Here is a 13,898-nt window from a genome sequence, read left to right on the forward strand (position 1 = left end):
TGCAAAACGACCTTAAGGTGGTTATTGCGGCGGGGCTCACCTCTTCCCATCCCGAACAGAGTAGTTAAGCCCGCCTGCGCAGATGGTACTGCAGTTATGTGGGAGAGTATGTCGTCGCCTTTCTTTTGAAAACCCTGTTTCGTAAGAATCAGGGTTTTTTATTCTTAATTTTATTTATAAATATAAGTAAATTTTAAGGTACCTTAGCTCAGATGGTAGAGCAATGGACTGAAAATCCATGTGTCCCTGGTTCGATCCCTGGAGGTACCACATCATGCTCGGATGGTGAAATTGGTAGACACGCTGGACTTAAAATCCAGTGAACAGCAATGTTCGTGCGGGTTCAAGTCCCGCTCTGAGTACTAAAACTTCAATTGGATAAAACCAATTGAAGTTTTTTTTTGCAATAAAATGAAAGGTTTCATCGGATACAAAAAAAATCTTTCGCATCAGTCGTAGATAAAATTATTAAAATTTAGTTTTAGACACAAAAAATACAAATAATTAAAATTTATTTGTATTTTTTGTGTCTTTATTTAAAATGATCGAATATAACACGTGATAAAGTGTTTGAACTGATATGTTATTAAAAAAAAACTAATAGTTGTAATAAATAAATGATTTTGACATGAGAAAAATTATAATGCTTTGTTTTGTTTTTTTAGTTGTTGGAAAAACAATGGCACAGGAAATTCCGTTACTATCTAATATTTCATCCCGAAATAACATTAATTTAAATGGAAAATGGAGTTACATCGTGGATCCACTCGAAAACGGTTATTACGATTATCGTTTAATGCCTTTTAAAACCAACGGATTTTTCGAAAATAAAAAATTCAATACGAAAGAATTGTCCGAATATAATTTTGCAACTTCGGCAACTATGGACATACCTTCTGATTGGAATTCAAAAGATCAGGGATTGTTTTTTTACGAAGGAACAGTTTGGTTTGAAAAAGATTTCCATTACAAAAAGAATTCTCAAACCAAAGGGATTCTCCATTTTGGAGCAGTTAATTATGATGCAAAGATCTATGTAAACGGGAAATTAGCCGGAAGTCATATTGGCGGTTATACGCCTTTTAACTTTGATGTGACTGATTTATTGGTTGATGGAAACAACTTTGTGGTTGTAAAAGTGGATAATAAACGTCATAAAGACAATGTTCCGACAGTTAATATGGATTGGTGGAATTATGGCGGTATCACCAGAGATGTTACATTAGCACAGGTACCAAATACCTATATTCAGGATTATCTGGTTCAGTTAGACAAAAAAGATAAAACAAAAATTGCAGGATGGGTAAAACTGAACACTGAAACCGCAAATCAGTCCATTTCAATAAAAATCCCAGAATTAAAAATCAAAAAAAGCATTACAACCGACAGCAAAGGAATGGCTTATTTTGAGATAAAAACCAATCCTGTATTATGGACACCGGAAAAACCAAAATTATATGATGTTGTAATTGATAAGGCAGATGAAAGTATTGAGGATAAAATTGGCTTTAGAACAATTGAAACAAAAGGGAAAGAAATTCTGTTAAATGGAAAAAAAGTATTTTTAAGGGGAATTAGTATTCATGAGGAAGCGCCTTACCGATCAGGAAGAGCGTGGTCAAAGGAAGATGCTATTACTTTGTTGACCTGGGCAAAAGAATTGGGATGTAATTATGTACGTCTGGCACATTATCCGCATAACGAAAACATGGTTAAAGAAGCTGAAAAGATGGGATTAATGATTTGGTCCGAAGTTCCGGTTTACTGGACCATTTCCTGGACAAATCCTGATACATATGCAAATGCAGAACGCCAATTACATGATATGATTTACAGAGATAAAAATCGTTGCGGCATCGTAATTTGGTCTATTGCCAATGAAACTCCACATGGAGAAGATAGAGATGTATTTTTAACAAAACTGGCTAAATATGCCCGAACGCAGGATAATTCCCGTTTGATAAGTATGGCGATGGAAGTTACCCAAAGTCCTAATAATGTGAATACACTTCATGATAATATGAATGAATATGTGGATATTGTGAGTTTTAATCAGTATTTGGGATGGTACAGAGGAACTAATGAATCCTGTAAGGACATGCAGTGGGTAATTCCGTATAATAAACCTGTAATTATAAGCGAATTTGGAGGTGGAGCTTTACAAGGTCTGCATGGCGATAAAACAGAACGCTGGAACGAAGAATATCAGGAGGAGTTGTATATCCAAAACACACAAATGTTCAACCGTATAGAAGGTTTGGCTGGTGTTTCTCCGTGGATATTAGTCGATTTTAGATCACCAAGAAGACAATTGCCCAACATTCAGGATTTCTTTAACCGCAAGGGTTTGATTTCAAATACAGGAATAAAAAAGAAAGCTTTTTATGTGATGAAGGATTGGTATGCTCAGAAAGAAAAGGAATATAATGATTAGTATGTTTTAGGACAAGGTATGGAAAGATTGTTTAAAAATTGATTTAATAAAAAAAGGGAAGATATCTAAAAATCTTCCCTTTTTCTGTGGAGTCGCCGGGTATTGCGCTAATTACATCAGAATTGGTTGTTAATAATTGATTTTCAGTAAGAAACGATTGTTTTTGCAGGAATTCTTATATTTGTTATTACTAAATTTTTATAACTAAATATAACATTATTGTCAACTAAATTGTCAACTGATGAAATACACTTTTAATCTTAAAGAACCGAAGAGTGATAAAGAAACTTTGATTTTATTTTCATGCTATTTTAAAAATGAGAATAAGAAATTTGTCTTTTCAACAGGTGAGAAAATAATGCCTGAAAATTGGGATTTTGAAAATAGATTCCCTTTTGTAAATGGGAAAAAGAAATCAAAATTTGTTCAAAGTATAAGACTTCAGATGAATCGATACTCTGACTTATTTCTTGAAACAGAAAGCTTGTATAAAAGAATAAATGAACCTTTTACTTCGAAGAATTTAAAAAAAGTTTTTGACGAAGAGTTTAAAAAAGCTCCGTCTGGGAAAAATGCATTTTTTGACGCGTATGATGAGTTTACTGCCGAAAAGGAAAAAGGCAAAGAATGGTCTTTGTCAACAATCAAAAGGTATAAAAATATAAAAAATATTCTAGAAAAATTTGAAGCAGCTAGAAAATTCAAATTGACATTTAGTAAGATCGATGAAACATTTCATCGTGAATTCACTTCCTATTGTATGGATGATTTAGAGCATATTAATAATACTTATGCTAGAAATCTGGGGCTTTTCAAGACCTTTATGTTTTGGGCTAGGAAAAATAAATTCACTTATAATGATAGTTTTGTAGGGTTTAAAAAAGTTGAGAGAGTAATTACAAATCAAATTGCATTAACTATAGATGATTTGAATAAGTTGATGCAACACAAATTTGAAAGTGAAAAGCTAGGGAAAGTTCGTGATGTTTTTGTCTTTGCTTGTGTAACTGGTATGCGTTTTGGTGAGTTGTCATTGATAAGGAGAAGTAATGTAACTAATGATTTTATCTTATTAAAAGAAAATAAAGATGAAACTAAAGAAACCAGGGAGATACCTTTAACCAGTATTTCTAGATATATTTTATTAAAATATGATTATAAACTGCCTTTAATTGCCAATCAAAAACAGAATAAATATATAAAAGATGTATTTCAGGAGATGGAATACAATAATAAAGTTCAAAAAGTTACAACTAAAGGGAAAGAAAATATTAAAGAAGAAATGTTTTTCTACAATAGAATAAGTACCCATACAGCCAGAAGAACTTTTATTACTATGATGAAAAGACAAGGTAAAAGTGATAAATTAATTGCATCTATAACTGGACACAACGATATGAAAACTTTGAATCAGTATTATCAGATTAGTGAACCAGAGAAAAAAGAAGCCATGGATGAAGTTTTTAATGTTGAATTGAAATTGAAAATCGTTTAGTATGGATTTTAAAAAGAAATATTTTAAAAAGAAATCTGAATTTATTGATTTAAAGCCTCTTGATAATAAGAAAACTAATGGTGAAATTAAACTAGGTGTAATTATTCTTATTATGGTTTTTCTTTTTTTGATTGCTTTTTATTTTTTCGAAAATGTTTTTCTGAAATCAGGAGGGATATTTAGACTAGTTGCTATAGGAATAACATTTTCGGCTGCAATTATGGTTGTTTTATATTTTCGTCTTTTGATTGATAAGACAGATAAGAGGAATAAAATAAATTCAGCAATAGTAAATTATGATTTCTTGAATGATGAAAATAATACAATAGAAGTTCGGTTTAAAAATTTTTTTAAAGATGAATTTTGCTATTTAAATTTTAAAAATAATGCAATTAAAATTGGATTAATTGACCAAAATTGTAAGTGGCTGTATAAAGAAAAAGAAATTTTATACTTCGCTTTATTGTTTTCAAAGTTAAAAGAGAATAATTATTTTAAAAACAGAATTGAAAACAAAGATTTTTGTGAGGTTTCTAGCCAATTTTTAGATATTAAAATTAATTCAACGATGCTAACAAAATATGATCTTTCCAAGGAAAATAATCTAATTAAAGCACATCATGAAAAATACTATGAAGATGATTATTCCATTTTTAACCAAATATAATTCAACTCATTTTCAATTGTATTCAATTGAACATATTGAATACAAATAAATTATAATTAATATGATTAAGTTATAAAATTGTAAAAAATTAAATCTACAATTTTATGCAAAATCCATTTGAAACAATTCAATCAGAATTGAAAGAGCTAAAAGGTTTAGTTGCACAACTTCTTACTAAACCAGAAAAAGATTTATCGAATAACATGTACACTGTCAAAGAAGCGGCAGAACTTTTACATGTGGATCGCCAGACCATTAGAAACCATATTGATAATGGTAATATTAAAGCTTCTTTTATTGGGAGAAGAATTTTAATAAATCACGAAGAGTTATTTGACTCTCTTAATGAAGTAAAATCCCTTAAATATAAAAGACAAGTATAGAAAGCACCATTTCTATACTTGTCTTTTGTTATCTAACCTATTGTATACACCATATATACAATAAAAAATATTGTACAAAATGGAAGAAAAATATTTACGAGTAGGAACTTCCTATTTCAAAATTATAGATAAACCTTTAATATCTGGCGATAAAGTAAAAGTAATGGTTCGGTGGAATCGTGAAACAATCATTTCAGATCATGGAAAAACGTTTTTAAACGATATATCCAAATTAGATGGTTTTTGCTGTATTCCGAATCATTTTGGTTATGAGCAAATTGTAGATGATTTCTATAATACCTATCATGAACTGCCTAACCAACCAATAGCTAAGGATTTTTCAATTCATGAACTCGAAAAATTGATTCCAAATTCATTACAATTTATTCAACATATTTTTGGAGACCAAACGCAATTAGGCTTAGACTATATAAAACTTTTATATGAAAAACCTACGCAAACATTGCCAATTCTTTGTTTGGTAAGCAAAGAACGATCGACAGGAAAAAGCTCTTTTATAAAGTGGTTGAAAGCAATTTTTGGAATGAATATGACTTACATAAAAGGCGATTCATTTGGGTCGCAGTTTAATTCTGATTGGGCGAGTATGTTACTTGTAGCGATTGATGAAGTGTTTTTTGATAAAAAAGAAATTACAGAACGTTTAAAATACCTTTCTACGACGGACAAAGATAAAATAGAAGCAAAAGGAAAGGATAGACAAGAAATTGAATTCTTTGCAAAATTTATTCTTTGTTCTAATAACGAAGATAATTTTATCCAAATCGACGAGGAGGAAATCCGTTTTTGGATTCGTAAAATTCGCACTATAAATACAGAAGACGTATTCTTTCTTAAAAAACTGAACAAAGAAATTCCGTATTTCTTAAAGTACCTGCAAATGAGAAATTATTTTTCCGAGCAAAAAACAAGAATGTGGTTTAAACCCGAACAGATTATGACCGCTTCCTTGTTAAAGCTTGTAAATCGAAATAAAGAGGAAATGCTTATTCTTGAATTGATACATGAGTGTTTTGAAAAAATGGAAGACGATGAGCTGAAATTTGCTCCTAATGATATTTACATTTTATTGAGGAAACAAAATAACAGAATAAATATTTCTGCTAGTGAAATAAGAAATATTCTGAAGCGATGGGGTTTTGCACCCGAAGACAATACAAAGTCTTATTGTGGAATTGAATTATTGTCGCACGGTGAATATGTGAAAGTCGATAGAAGAGGACGTTTCTATACTATCAAAAAGATTTTGTTTTATAAAATATTTGATGCTTTGATGCAAAATTAGTGTAAAGTCTTGTAATTGAGGTAAACAGATCTGCATCAAACCTTGCATCAAACTACAAAACAATCTTTTTTGATGCAAAACTGATGCAGGGTAAAAATAAATTGATGCACTGATGCAGCTATTGATGCAATGTAATGATAAGTTAATCAATGTGTTAGGTGGTATTTGCATCAAAACATCAAAAAAATATTTTTTTTTCATCAGCAAATGAACAGACTTGTGCCAAATAAAATAGAAGATTAAAAAAAAACAATTATGGAAAAGTTCAATTGTAAAATTGCAAATCAAATTGATTTGGTCAATTATCTGGAAACATTAGGGCATGAGCCATCAAAAATAAAAAATCAGGATTATTGGTATCTATCGCCACTCAGAAATGAAAACACACCCTCTTTTAAAGTGAATCAGAAATTAAATTCATGGTATGACCATGGAATTGGCAAAGGAGGGAATGTAGTTGATTTTGGGATTGAATATTTTAGATGTACTGTTTCGGAATTTTTACAGCATTTAAATAGTAATAGCATTTCCTCCGGTATAAGTTTATCACTTAAGAATGATAATCGAGAGTCTTCAAATCTAAGAATTGTAAATGAAAAGAAAGATAATCCCCTTGATAAAATTATCATTCTTAATGTACGCATATTGGAAAATAAGTTATTGATGGCTTATTTAGATAAACGAAGCATTACGCGAGAGATCGCAAGGCAACATTGTAAAGAAGTTGATTTTTGTTTAAATAATCGAAAGCATACTGCAATTGGATTTGAGAATATTTCAGGAGGATATGAATTACGCAGTGAAAATTTTAAAGGTAGCAGCTCACCAAAAGATATCACTTTCATAGATAATCAAGCAAAATCAGTTGTTGTTTTTGAAGGCTTTTTTGATTATCTCTCTTATAAAATGATGAATCAAAAATCGGTTAATCTACAAACAAATTTCATGATACTAAATTCCCTATCTTTTTTTAAGAAGTCTATGCAATTAATGGAAAAACACGAGAGAGTAGATCTCTATTTAGACAGAGATATAGGAGGGATAAAATGTACTCGTGAAGCCCTGCAAAGTGATTCGATAAAATATATTGACCAAAGTTTTTTATATGAGCAGAAGAAAGATTTAAACGAATGGTTAAACCAGGAACAGCAAGTTAAACGAGGTCATAATTTTAGACGATCTATATAACGTTCCGGTGGTAGCCAGCTATGTTTTGGTAAAACCAAAACGCTGGCTCCTCTCATGCTATGGCATTCGTTGAGAGAATTTTTTTCATGCATCCGCATTCAAAAAATAAATGATGAAAGACTATGGAAGAGCAGAAAGAAACTAAAAAAAATACAGGAGGCAGACCCAAAAAGGCAATAAAGAGAGACCAACTGATGGCGATTAAATGTACACCCAACGAGCGTAAAATAATTGAATCGAAAGCTAAAAAAGTAAATCTTACAGTTTCCGAATACCTTCGTGAAATTGGACTCAAGGCAAAGATTGGTTACAGAAATAAAGCTTTTCCAAAAGAAATTCTAAGCTTTACCGGAGTGCTTAATCACATGGCAGCCAATCTGAACCAAATCGCTAAAAAGAGAAATAGCAACGATGAATTAAGTCCGCTTGAACGAGCAGAATTAAAAGTACAGTCAGGTCAGGTTAAAGATCTAGCTGTCCAAATTAAAAACTTTATGTCATGATAGGTCGTGTAAGCATAGGCAGCTCTTTTTATCATTGTATTAGCTACTGTTTGGAAGATAAAAGAGAATTATCACAAGAGAAAAAACTTGCACTTGCAATGCAGGACCGTTTGCAGCATAAAGACCGAGCAGAAGTATTAGAATATAATAAATGCTTCGGTAACAAGTATGAGCTTACACAGCAGTTTAAAGATGTTAGGAGATTAAGCAGCCGTGTTGAAAAACCAATGTTGCATCTGACCTTACGTTTATCTCCGGAAGATACATTGACTAAAGAACAATTGAGAGAAGTTGGCAGAGAATGCGCCAAGGAGTTTGGTATTGCAGACAACCAATACATCTGCGTACTGCATAAGGATACCAAAGAGCAGCATATTCATATTGCAGCCAATCGAGTAGGTTTTAATGGCAAGGTTGCTAATGATAGTAATAGCTATAAACGCATGGCAGAACTTTGTCGTCGTCTTGAACGAAAATATAGTCTCCAAGAAGTATTAAGTCCAAGGGCATTTCTGTCCCCTAAAGATAGGTTATTGCCTCGCCATGATAGTAGAAAAGAAAAACTAAAAGTAGATATCCAACAGACATTAAGGTATGCAAGTTCCTATTTAGCATTTGAAAGACAAATGAAGGATTTGGGGTATAAAGTTCTCAAAGGCAGAGGGATTTCGTTTATAGATGATAAAAAAGTAAAAATAAAGGGGAGCGAAGTTGGTTTTTCTTTGACAAAAATTGAAAAGATATTACGTCAGAAACAACAGCTTGTCATGAAAAATACAGTGGAAGAAAAAAAACATAATAGAGACAGCCAGTCAATATCCAATTCTTTCAATACTGGAAAGCAGAATGAAGAAAAACAAAACTATAACTCAGGTAGAACAGGAGAGGAAGTTGTTAAAGAGATTTTAGGATTTACAGGTCAACTAATGAATTCTGAATATCAACCGGATTACAGTGATCCTGAATTAATGAGAAGACTTCAAAAGAAAAAAAAGAGACCATCATTAAGGAGATAATATTTTAAAAAATAGTAGTATGGAAACAGATGCAAACAAAGAACATATAGAACGAGAAACATTACAATTAGTATTGGAGGAATTTGCCCAGGAACAGAAGACAAATAATCAGCATATTGAGGCGCTTATTATTGCCATAAATAACATAGGGAATAAAATCGATGTATCTATAAAGGAGCAGAAAGCAGAAAAAAATGTTTTGGAATCATTGGATATTAAACCAATAGAGGCTATCCTGCAAAAAAGCTTCCTGGATATTAAATTTATGATTGGCAGGCAGCCAAAAAGTATCGTTAGGAAATTTCAGATTTTGTTATTTCCGGAACAGGATGCAAAACTGTTTTACAAAATTGTTTTTGGAAGATGGTTTTTATGGCTTGCTATAATGATAGCCTTAAACAATCTTTACAGCTGGGGCATACATTATAGCGATAATAGCAAAGAAATTGAAATACGACAAATTCAAAATGATAGGATAAGAAAAGCTTGGGAATATCTCTATGTTAATAATGACAAAGAAACCAAAAAGCTTATGAAAAAAGCATATGCAAACTCGGTAGAAAGTAAATGACGATTGAAATTTGAAATAAAAAATAATTTCTTTTATTCAATTAAGTAAATAGAATTGGAGATTTATAAAGGATTTTTTTGTCTTAAAAAATGGTAGGCAGCATTTAAAAATTAAGATTTATTTTCTCAATGCAGAAATTACTAGTTCAGTATTTACTGAGCCTAACAGTTGTCAAGGCACAATTACGTTACGACTCTGAACTAAATAATAAGAAACAAAAATAAACAGACATTATTCTTTTTTTACTAGAATTAAGAATTTTGTTGAACTGTAGTATATCTTTTAAGAACACATTAATCTAGTGGTTGAAGCAAATTAAAAAAAGATCATTAGCAGGATTGATATTTGAAGATGAGCAATTATAACAACACTAGGTAAAAGATTATTTATAACATAATGCTTTATAAGTTGCATATAAAAAAAAGAGCAATAACATTTTGTGTCATTGCTCTTTTATTTGCCTTATGAAAAATATATTTTTTTACTGTTGATCTACCGCTACTCTGTAAGTAGGATCTTCGATGATACTTACATCTATTACCGCCTCAGCATTTCTAAGGAGTTCCCGGCAGTCAGCACTAAGATGTTTTAATTCTACTATTTTGCCTGACTCGCTGTATTTTTTTGTCAGGTTGTTCAAAGCATCTATAGCCGACATGTCACTTACCCTACTTTCTTTAAAATCAATTATAATTTGTTTAGGATCACTTTCAATATTGAATTTCTCCATAAAATTCATTACCGAACCAAAGAAAAGGGGACCATAGATTTCATAATGTTTGATTCCATTCTCATCAATATAAGTCCTTGCGCGAATTCGTTTAGCACTTTCCCAAGCAAAAACAAGAGCAGAAATAATTACTCCTACAAGGACTGCTAATGCTAAATTATGGAGCAGTACAGTTATCACAGCAACAAGAATACCTATAAAAATATCATGTCTTGGCATTTTATTTATGATATTAAAACTTGCCCACTCAAATGTACCAAAAGCAACCATTATCATAACACCAACCAGCGCAGCCATAGGAAGTCTTCCTATAACTGGTGCTCCAAATAGAATGATTAATAGAATTGTAATTGCGGCAATAATTCCCGATAGTCTTGCTCTGGAACCTGCAGAAAGATTCACGAGTGTCTGAGCAATCATTGGACATCCTCCCATACCAAAAAAGAACCCGTTTGTAATATTAGAGGCTCCCTGAGCAATACATTCCCTATTTCCATTACCTCTTGTACCCGTTATTTCATCTACCAGGTTCAATGTCAATAGTCCTTCGGTAAGTCCCACGGCTGCAACTATCATAGAGTAAGGTGCAATTATTTTCAGAGTTTCGAAATTCAGAGGAATTTGCGGAATGTGAAATGGAGGAAAGCCTCCCTGAACTGAAGCAATATCCTGAACTGTCTTTGTGTTGATATTAAATACAAGTACCAAAACAAAAACAACTATGATAGCCACAAGTGATGCAGGTACCGCTTTGGTTATTTTAGGAAACAAAACAACAATGGCAATAGTTAATAAAACCAGTCCCAGCATAATGTAAAGGCTGCTGCCCTGAAGCCAGACAGTCTCTCCGTTAATAAGAGTTTTAAATTGTTCTAATTGTGACATGAATATGATTACAGCCAGACCATTTACAAAGCCATACATCACTGGCTGGGGCACGAGCCTGATAAATTTGCCCAGCTTGAAGACCCCGATCAGGATTTGGAAAACCCCGGCAAGGGCTACAGCAGCCAAAACATATTCAAGTCCATTTGATCTCATAAGAGCAATAAGTACCACAACAGTTGCACCTGCACCACCAGATACCATTCCTGGTCTTCCGCCAAATACGGCAGTTATTAGTCCTGCTATAAAAGCAGCATACAATCCCATGAGCGGAGGAAAGCCGGCCAGAATGGCGAAGGAAAGAGATTCAGGTATCATGGTCATAGCCACGGTCAAACCTGCTAAAATTTCATTTTTGTAATTGACTTGTTGTGAAAAGTCGAATAGATTGTAAACTTTTTTCATATATATAGTTATAGGGTACTGTCTTTCTGTTCATAAATAGAAACAGAAAAACATACAGATATTATCGGTAATATTTTTTTAGGCTTTGCCTGTCGATTTAAAAGGCTTAAATCAAGGCGGAGTAACTTTAATGAAGTATGTAGTAGTATTATCTTTCATAAGGTTCTGCAAAAATAGATTTTAAAAGACAATTTTGCAAGATTATGTGTTTAATTTTTGATGGATTTTTCTATTTGTGATTTATAATGCAAACTTTGTTTCGTGCTTGTACATTCGGGTTTCGATATTTAAATTTGTATACATCAAGAGCATTTCATGCAACCAAATAGTAAAAAATTAATTTCTGGAAGTGAAATTAACTTAATGCATATTTTTTTTATTGAAAGATAGGCTCTATTAATTAATACTGTATAGAGATGTTTTTAATTTGTGATAGGGAGAGTTCTTGAATTGTTTTTATAATTTTTATTAACAATTAAAACATCAACTAAATTGTCAACTAAAAAATAAAAAGCCTGTAAACATTGAGTTTACAGGCTTTTTTGTGGAGTCGCCGGGAATCGAACCCGGGTCCAAACAAGCAACTAAAGAGCTTTCTACACGTTTATTTCCTGATTAGATTTTCGATAGGATGCTAGGCCAGAAACAGCCACATACTACTTATCTTCTTAATTTCGAAATCCACCCGAAGCTCATGGAAATCTAGGTCTATTTTTACGGTTCCCCTGTACTGACCGCCACAAACCAAGGCTTTCAAGGAGAATCCAGCTTCCCTATCTGATAGGGACGTGGCTAATCTTACTATAATTCGGATTATGCAGCTAAAGCGTAGTTATTTTCGCCGTGTAAAAGTGTAAGATCTTATATTTACGAGCAAGGTCTTAATGCTCGACGTGCTTACTTTTCAATTCGACTTGCTGTCAAAACCAGTCGACCCCAAAAATGAGTTTGCAAATTTATACTTTTTGAAGTTAGTTTTGCTATAAAGTGCAAAGAAAAATTTTATTCTTCGCCATCTTTAAATTTAAACGGATAATCACCAAAAACCGGTGCCAGTTTACGGACCGCATAGGTTCTTCTGGTCATTTTGTTAGAGAGTGCAATTATCGTAACGTGTTCTTTCATCAGCGTAATGTAGGATGACGTATTACCATGCCACCAGCCATTATGAAAGTAGAAATTTTGTCCGGTCTCCCAATTGATCATTCGGATGCCTAAACCGTAATTTTTTTGTCCTTTATGTTCATTGCTATAACCGGTGTACACTTCTTTTAATAAAGCAGGTTTTAGAAAGTCAGGTGAATTTCTCGCTCTGTCAAATTTTAATAAATCGCGGGGAGTTGAGAAGATGTTTTTGTCTCCGTAAACATTGTCCAGGTAATCAAAACCAATTTCGACATTATTTCCTTTGTAAGAGGGAACAATCGTTTTTCGATGTTTATCGTAATCAAAAGCATACGTATGCGTCATTCCCAATGGTTTAAAAATCATTTGCGACATGGCATCCTGATAGGTTAAACCCGTGATTTTTTCAATAATAAGTGCTAACATGGCGTAATTGGTATTACAATACCCAAAACGTGTTCCTACTCTTGATTCTAAACCAACATTTTTCGTCGCCAGAATATCCAGAATGTCTTTATTGGTGAGCTGGTTATGTCTGTCCCAAACCGATTTGTCTCTGTCTGTAAAATAGGCATAATTACGCATTCCGCTGCGGTGAGTTAATAACATTCGAACCGTACATTCTTCGTACGGAAATGTTTTCAAAATGGTATTTACTTTTTGATCTAATTTAAGTTTTCCCGCATTTACCAATTTCAAAACGGCAGTCGCTGTCAGAATTTTGCTTACAGATGCAATATGTAACGGAGTATCTTGTGTAATTTTAGTTTTTTCATTCTTGTTGGCATATCCATTATATCTTTCAAAAATAATCTGACCGTTTCTGGCCACTAAAAAACTTCCGTTCATGCTGTTGTTAGGCCAGTTTTTGTTGTAAAAATGATTTATTCTTGGTTTTACCGAGTTGATATATTGGGCAGGAAGTTTTTTTTCAGCTCCTAAAGGCTTCATTTTAGGTAAGGTATCTTCTACTACTGAAACATTATTTTTATTCGTTTTTTTATCGTCTCCACACGAGTTTAAAACTAATAATAGGAGAAGGAATTGTGGTATATTTGTTTTTTTTAGGAATATCATTTGCATCGTTCTTGAAAAACAAATATATAGAATTCAATATTTATAGTTTTTGGATTTTGTGAATTTCAAAAGCTCAAATTAACAAAAAATTAAGAACCTTTTTTGTTAGTTAT

General features: G+C 32.4%; 11 protein-coding genes, 2 tRNA genes, 1 rRNA gene and 1 other RNA gene. 12 read left to right on the forward strand and 3 right to left on the reverse strand.

Going from position 1 to position 13,898, the window contains the following annotated elements; genetic code table 11:
* Positions 1 to 13 precede the first annotated feature (13 nt).
* The 12 genes from rrf to GON26_RS17240 all read left to right on the forward strand — a co-directional run bounded on the left by rrf (position 14) and on the right by GON26_RS17240 (position 9,563).
* Positions 14 to 123 (forward strand): 5S ribosomal RNA (rrf, locus tag GON26_RS17185).
* Between the two features lie 74 nt (positions 124 to 197).
* Positions 198 to 270, forward strand: a tRNA-Phe gene (locus GON26_RS17190).
* A 6-nt stretch (positions 271 to 276) separates the two neighbouring features.
* Positions 277 to 362, forward strand: a tRNA-Leu gene (locus GON26_RS17195).
* 266 nt (positions 363 to 628) lie between these two features.
* Complete coding sequence (locus GON26_RS17200) at positions 629 to 2,434, forward strand: glycoside hydrolase family 2 protein (protein WP_160376007.1); 1,806 nt, start codon at positions 629 to 631, stop codon at positions 2,432 to 2,434.
* 241 nt (positions 2,435 to 2,675) lie between these two features.
* Complete coding sequence (locus GON26_RS17205) at positions 2,676 to 3,929, forward strand: tyrosine-type recombinase/integrase (RefSeq protein WP_160376008.1); 1,254 nt, start codon at positions 2,676 to 2,678, stop codon at positions 3,927 to 3,929.
* A gap of 1 nt (position 3,930) precedes the next feature.
* Positions 3,931 to 4,596, forward strand: a complete 666-nt coding sequence (locus tag GON26_RS17210) for a hypothetical protein (protein ID WP_160376009.1) — start codon at positions 3,931 to 3,933, stop codon at positions 4,594 to 4,596.
* Between the two features lie 104 nt (positions 4,597 to 4,700).
* Positions 4,701 to 4,979: a helix-turn-helix domain-containing protein gene (locus GON26_RS17215; RefSeq protein ID WP_089350558.1), complete on the forward strand. Its 279-nt coding sequence runs from the start codon at positions 4,701 to 4,703 to the stop codon at positions 4,977 to 4,979.
* A 79-nt stretch (positions 4,980 to 5,058) separates the two neighbouring features.
* Positions 5,059 to 6,285 carry a primase-helicase family protein gene (locus tag GON26_RS17220; protein WP_160376010.1) on the forward strand — a complete coding sequence of 409 codons (1,227 nt, stop codon included), beginning with the start codon at positions 5,059 to 5,061 and terminating at the stop codon, positions 6,283 to 6,285.
* 255 nt (positions 6,286 to 6,540) lie between these two features.
* Entirely contained in the window at positions 6,541 to 7,473 is a 933-nt protein-coding gene (locus GON26_RS17225; protein ID WP_160376011.1) for a toprim domain-containing protein, read from the forward strand.
* Positions 7,474 to 7,595: 122 nt separating this feature from the next.
* Positions 7,596 to 7,976: a plasmid mobilization protein gene (locus GON26_RS17230; protein WP_160376012.1), complete on the forward strand. Its 381-nt coding sequence runs from the start codon at positions 7,596 to 7,598 to the stop codon at positions 7,974 to 7,976.
* Complete coding sequence (locus GON26_RS17235; protein ID WP_160376013.1) at positions 7,973 to 8,992, forward strand: relaxase/mobilization nuclease domain-containing protein; 1,020 nt, start codon at positions 7,973 to 7,975, stop codon at positions 8,990 to 8,992. Before GON26_RS17230 ends, GON26_RS17235 begins: the two co-directional genes overlap by 4 nt.
* A gap of 19 nt (positions 8,993 to 9,011) precedes the next feature.
* Complete coding sequence (locus GON26_RS17240; RefSeq protein WP_160376014.1) at positions 9,012 to 9,563, forward strand: hypothetical protein; 552 nt, start codon at positions 9,012 to 9,014, stop codon at positions 9,561 to 9,563.
* 481 nt (positions 9,564 to 10,044) lie between these two features.
* On the opposite strand, the gene GON26_RS17245 is transcribed toward GON26_RS17240, so the two are convergent.
* From GON26_RS17245 to GON26_RS17255, 3 genes are all read right to left on the reverse strand, one after another.
* Positions 10,045 to 11,583, reverse strand: coding sequence for a SulP family inorganic anion transporter (locus GON26_RS17245; protein ID WP_160376015.1), 1,539 nt, complete (start codon positions 11,581 to 11,583; stop codon positions 10,045 to 10,047).
* Between the two features lie 542 nt (positions 11,584 to 12,125).
* Positions 12,126 to 12,521, reverse strand: a transfer-messenger RNA (tmRNA) gene (gene ssrA / locus GON26_RS17250).
* A 64-nt stretch (positions 12,522 to 12,585) separates the two neighbouring features.
* The gene (locus GON26_RS17255; RefSeq protein WP_160376016.1) at positions 12,586 to 13,791 is read right to left on the reverse strand and encodes a serine hydrolase domain-containing protein; all 1,206 of its coding nucleotides are present in this window, start codon (positions 13,789 to 13,791) and stop codon (positions 12,586 to 12,588) included.
* Positions 13,792 to 13,898 lie beyond the last annotated feature (107 nt).

The sequence above is a fragment of the Flavobacterium hydrocarbonoxydans genome (genome assembly GCF_009789235.1).
GTDB classification, from domain to species: Bacteria; Bacteroidota; Bacteroidia; order Flavobacteriales; family Flavobacteriaceae; genus Flavobacterium; species Flavobacterium hydrocarbonoxydans.

Bases quoted from the DNA above. Each gene is read 5' to 3' on its own strand.
- GON26_RS17230 (WP_160376012.1), top strand. From the start codon at position 7,596: ATGGAAGAGCAGAAAGAAACTAAAAAAAATACAGGAGGCAGACCCAAA.
- GON26_RS17200 (WP_160376007.1), top strand. From the start codon at position 629: ATGAGAAAAATTATAATGCTTTGTTTTGTTTTTTTAGTTGTTGGAAAA.
- GON26_RS17225 (WP_160376011.1), top strand. From the start codon at position 6,541: ATGGAAAAGTTCAATTGTAAAATTGCAAATCAAATTGATTTGGTCAAT.
- GON26_RS17235 (WP_160376013.1), top strand. From the start codon at position 7,973: ATGATAGGTCGTGTAAGCATAGGCAGCTCTTTTTATCATTGTATTAGC.
- GON26_RS17220 (WP_160376010.1), top strand. From the start codon at position 5,059: ATGGAAGAAAAATATTTACGAGTAGGAACTTCCTATTTCAAAATTATA.
- GON26_RS17245 (WP_160376015.1), bottom strand. From the start codon at position 11,583: ATGAAAAAAGTTTACAATCTATTCGACTTTTCACAACAAGTCAATTAC.
- GON26_RS17255 (WP_160376016.1), bottom strand. From the start codon at position 13,791: ATGCAAATGATATTCCTAAAAAAAACAAATATACCACAATTCCTTCTC.
- GON26_RS17240 (WP_160376014.1), top strand. From the start codon at position 9,012: ATGGAAACAGATGCAAACAAAGAACATATAGAACGAGAAACATTACAA.
- GON26_RS17210 (WP_160376009.1), top strand. From the start codon at position 3,931: ATGGATTTTAAAAAGAAATATTTTAAAAAGAAATCTGAATTTATTGAT.
- GON26_RS17205 (WP_160376008.1), top strand. From the start codon at position 2,676: ATGAAATACACTTTTAATCTTAAAGAACCGAAGAGTGATAAAGAAACT.
- GON26_RS17215 (WP_089350558.1), top strand. From the start codon at position 4,701: ATGCAAAATCCATTTGAAACAATTCAATCAGAATTGAAAGAGCTAAAA.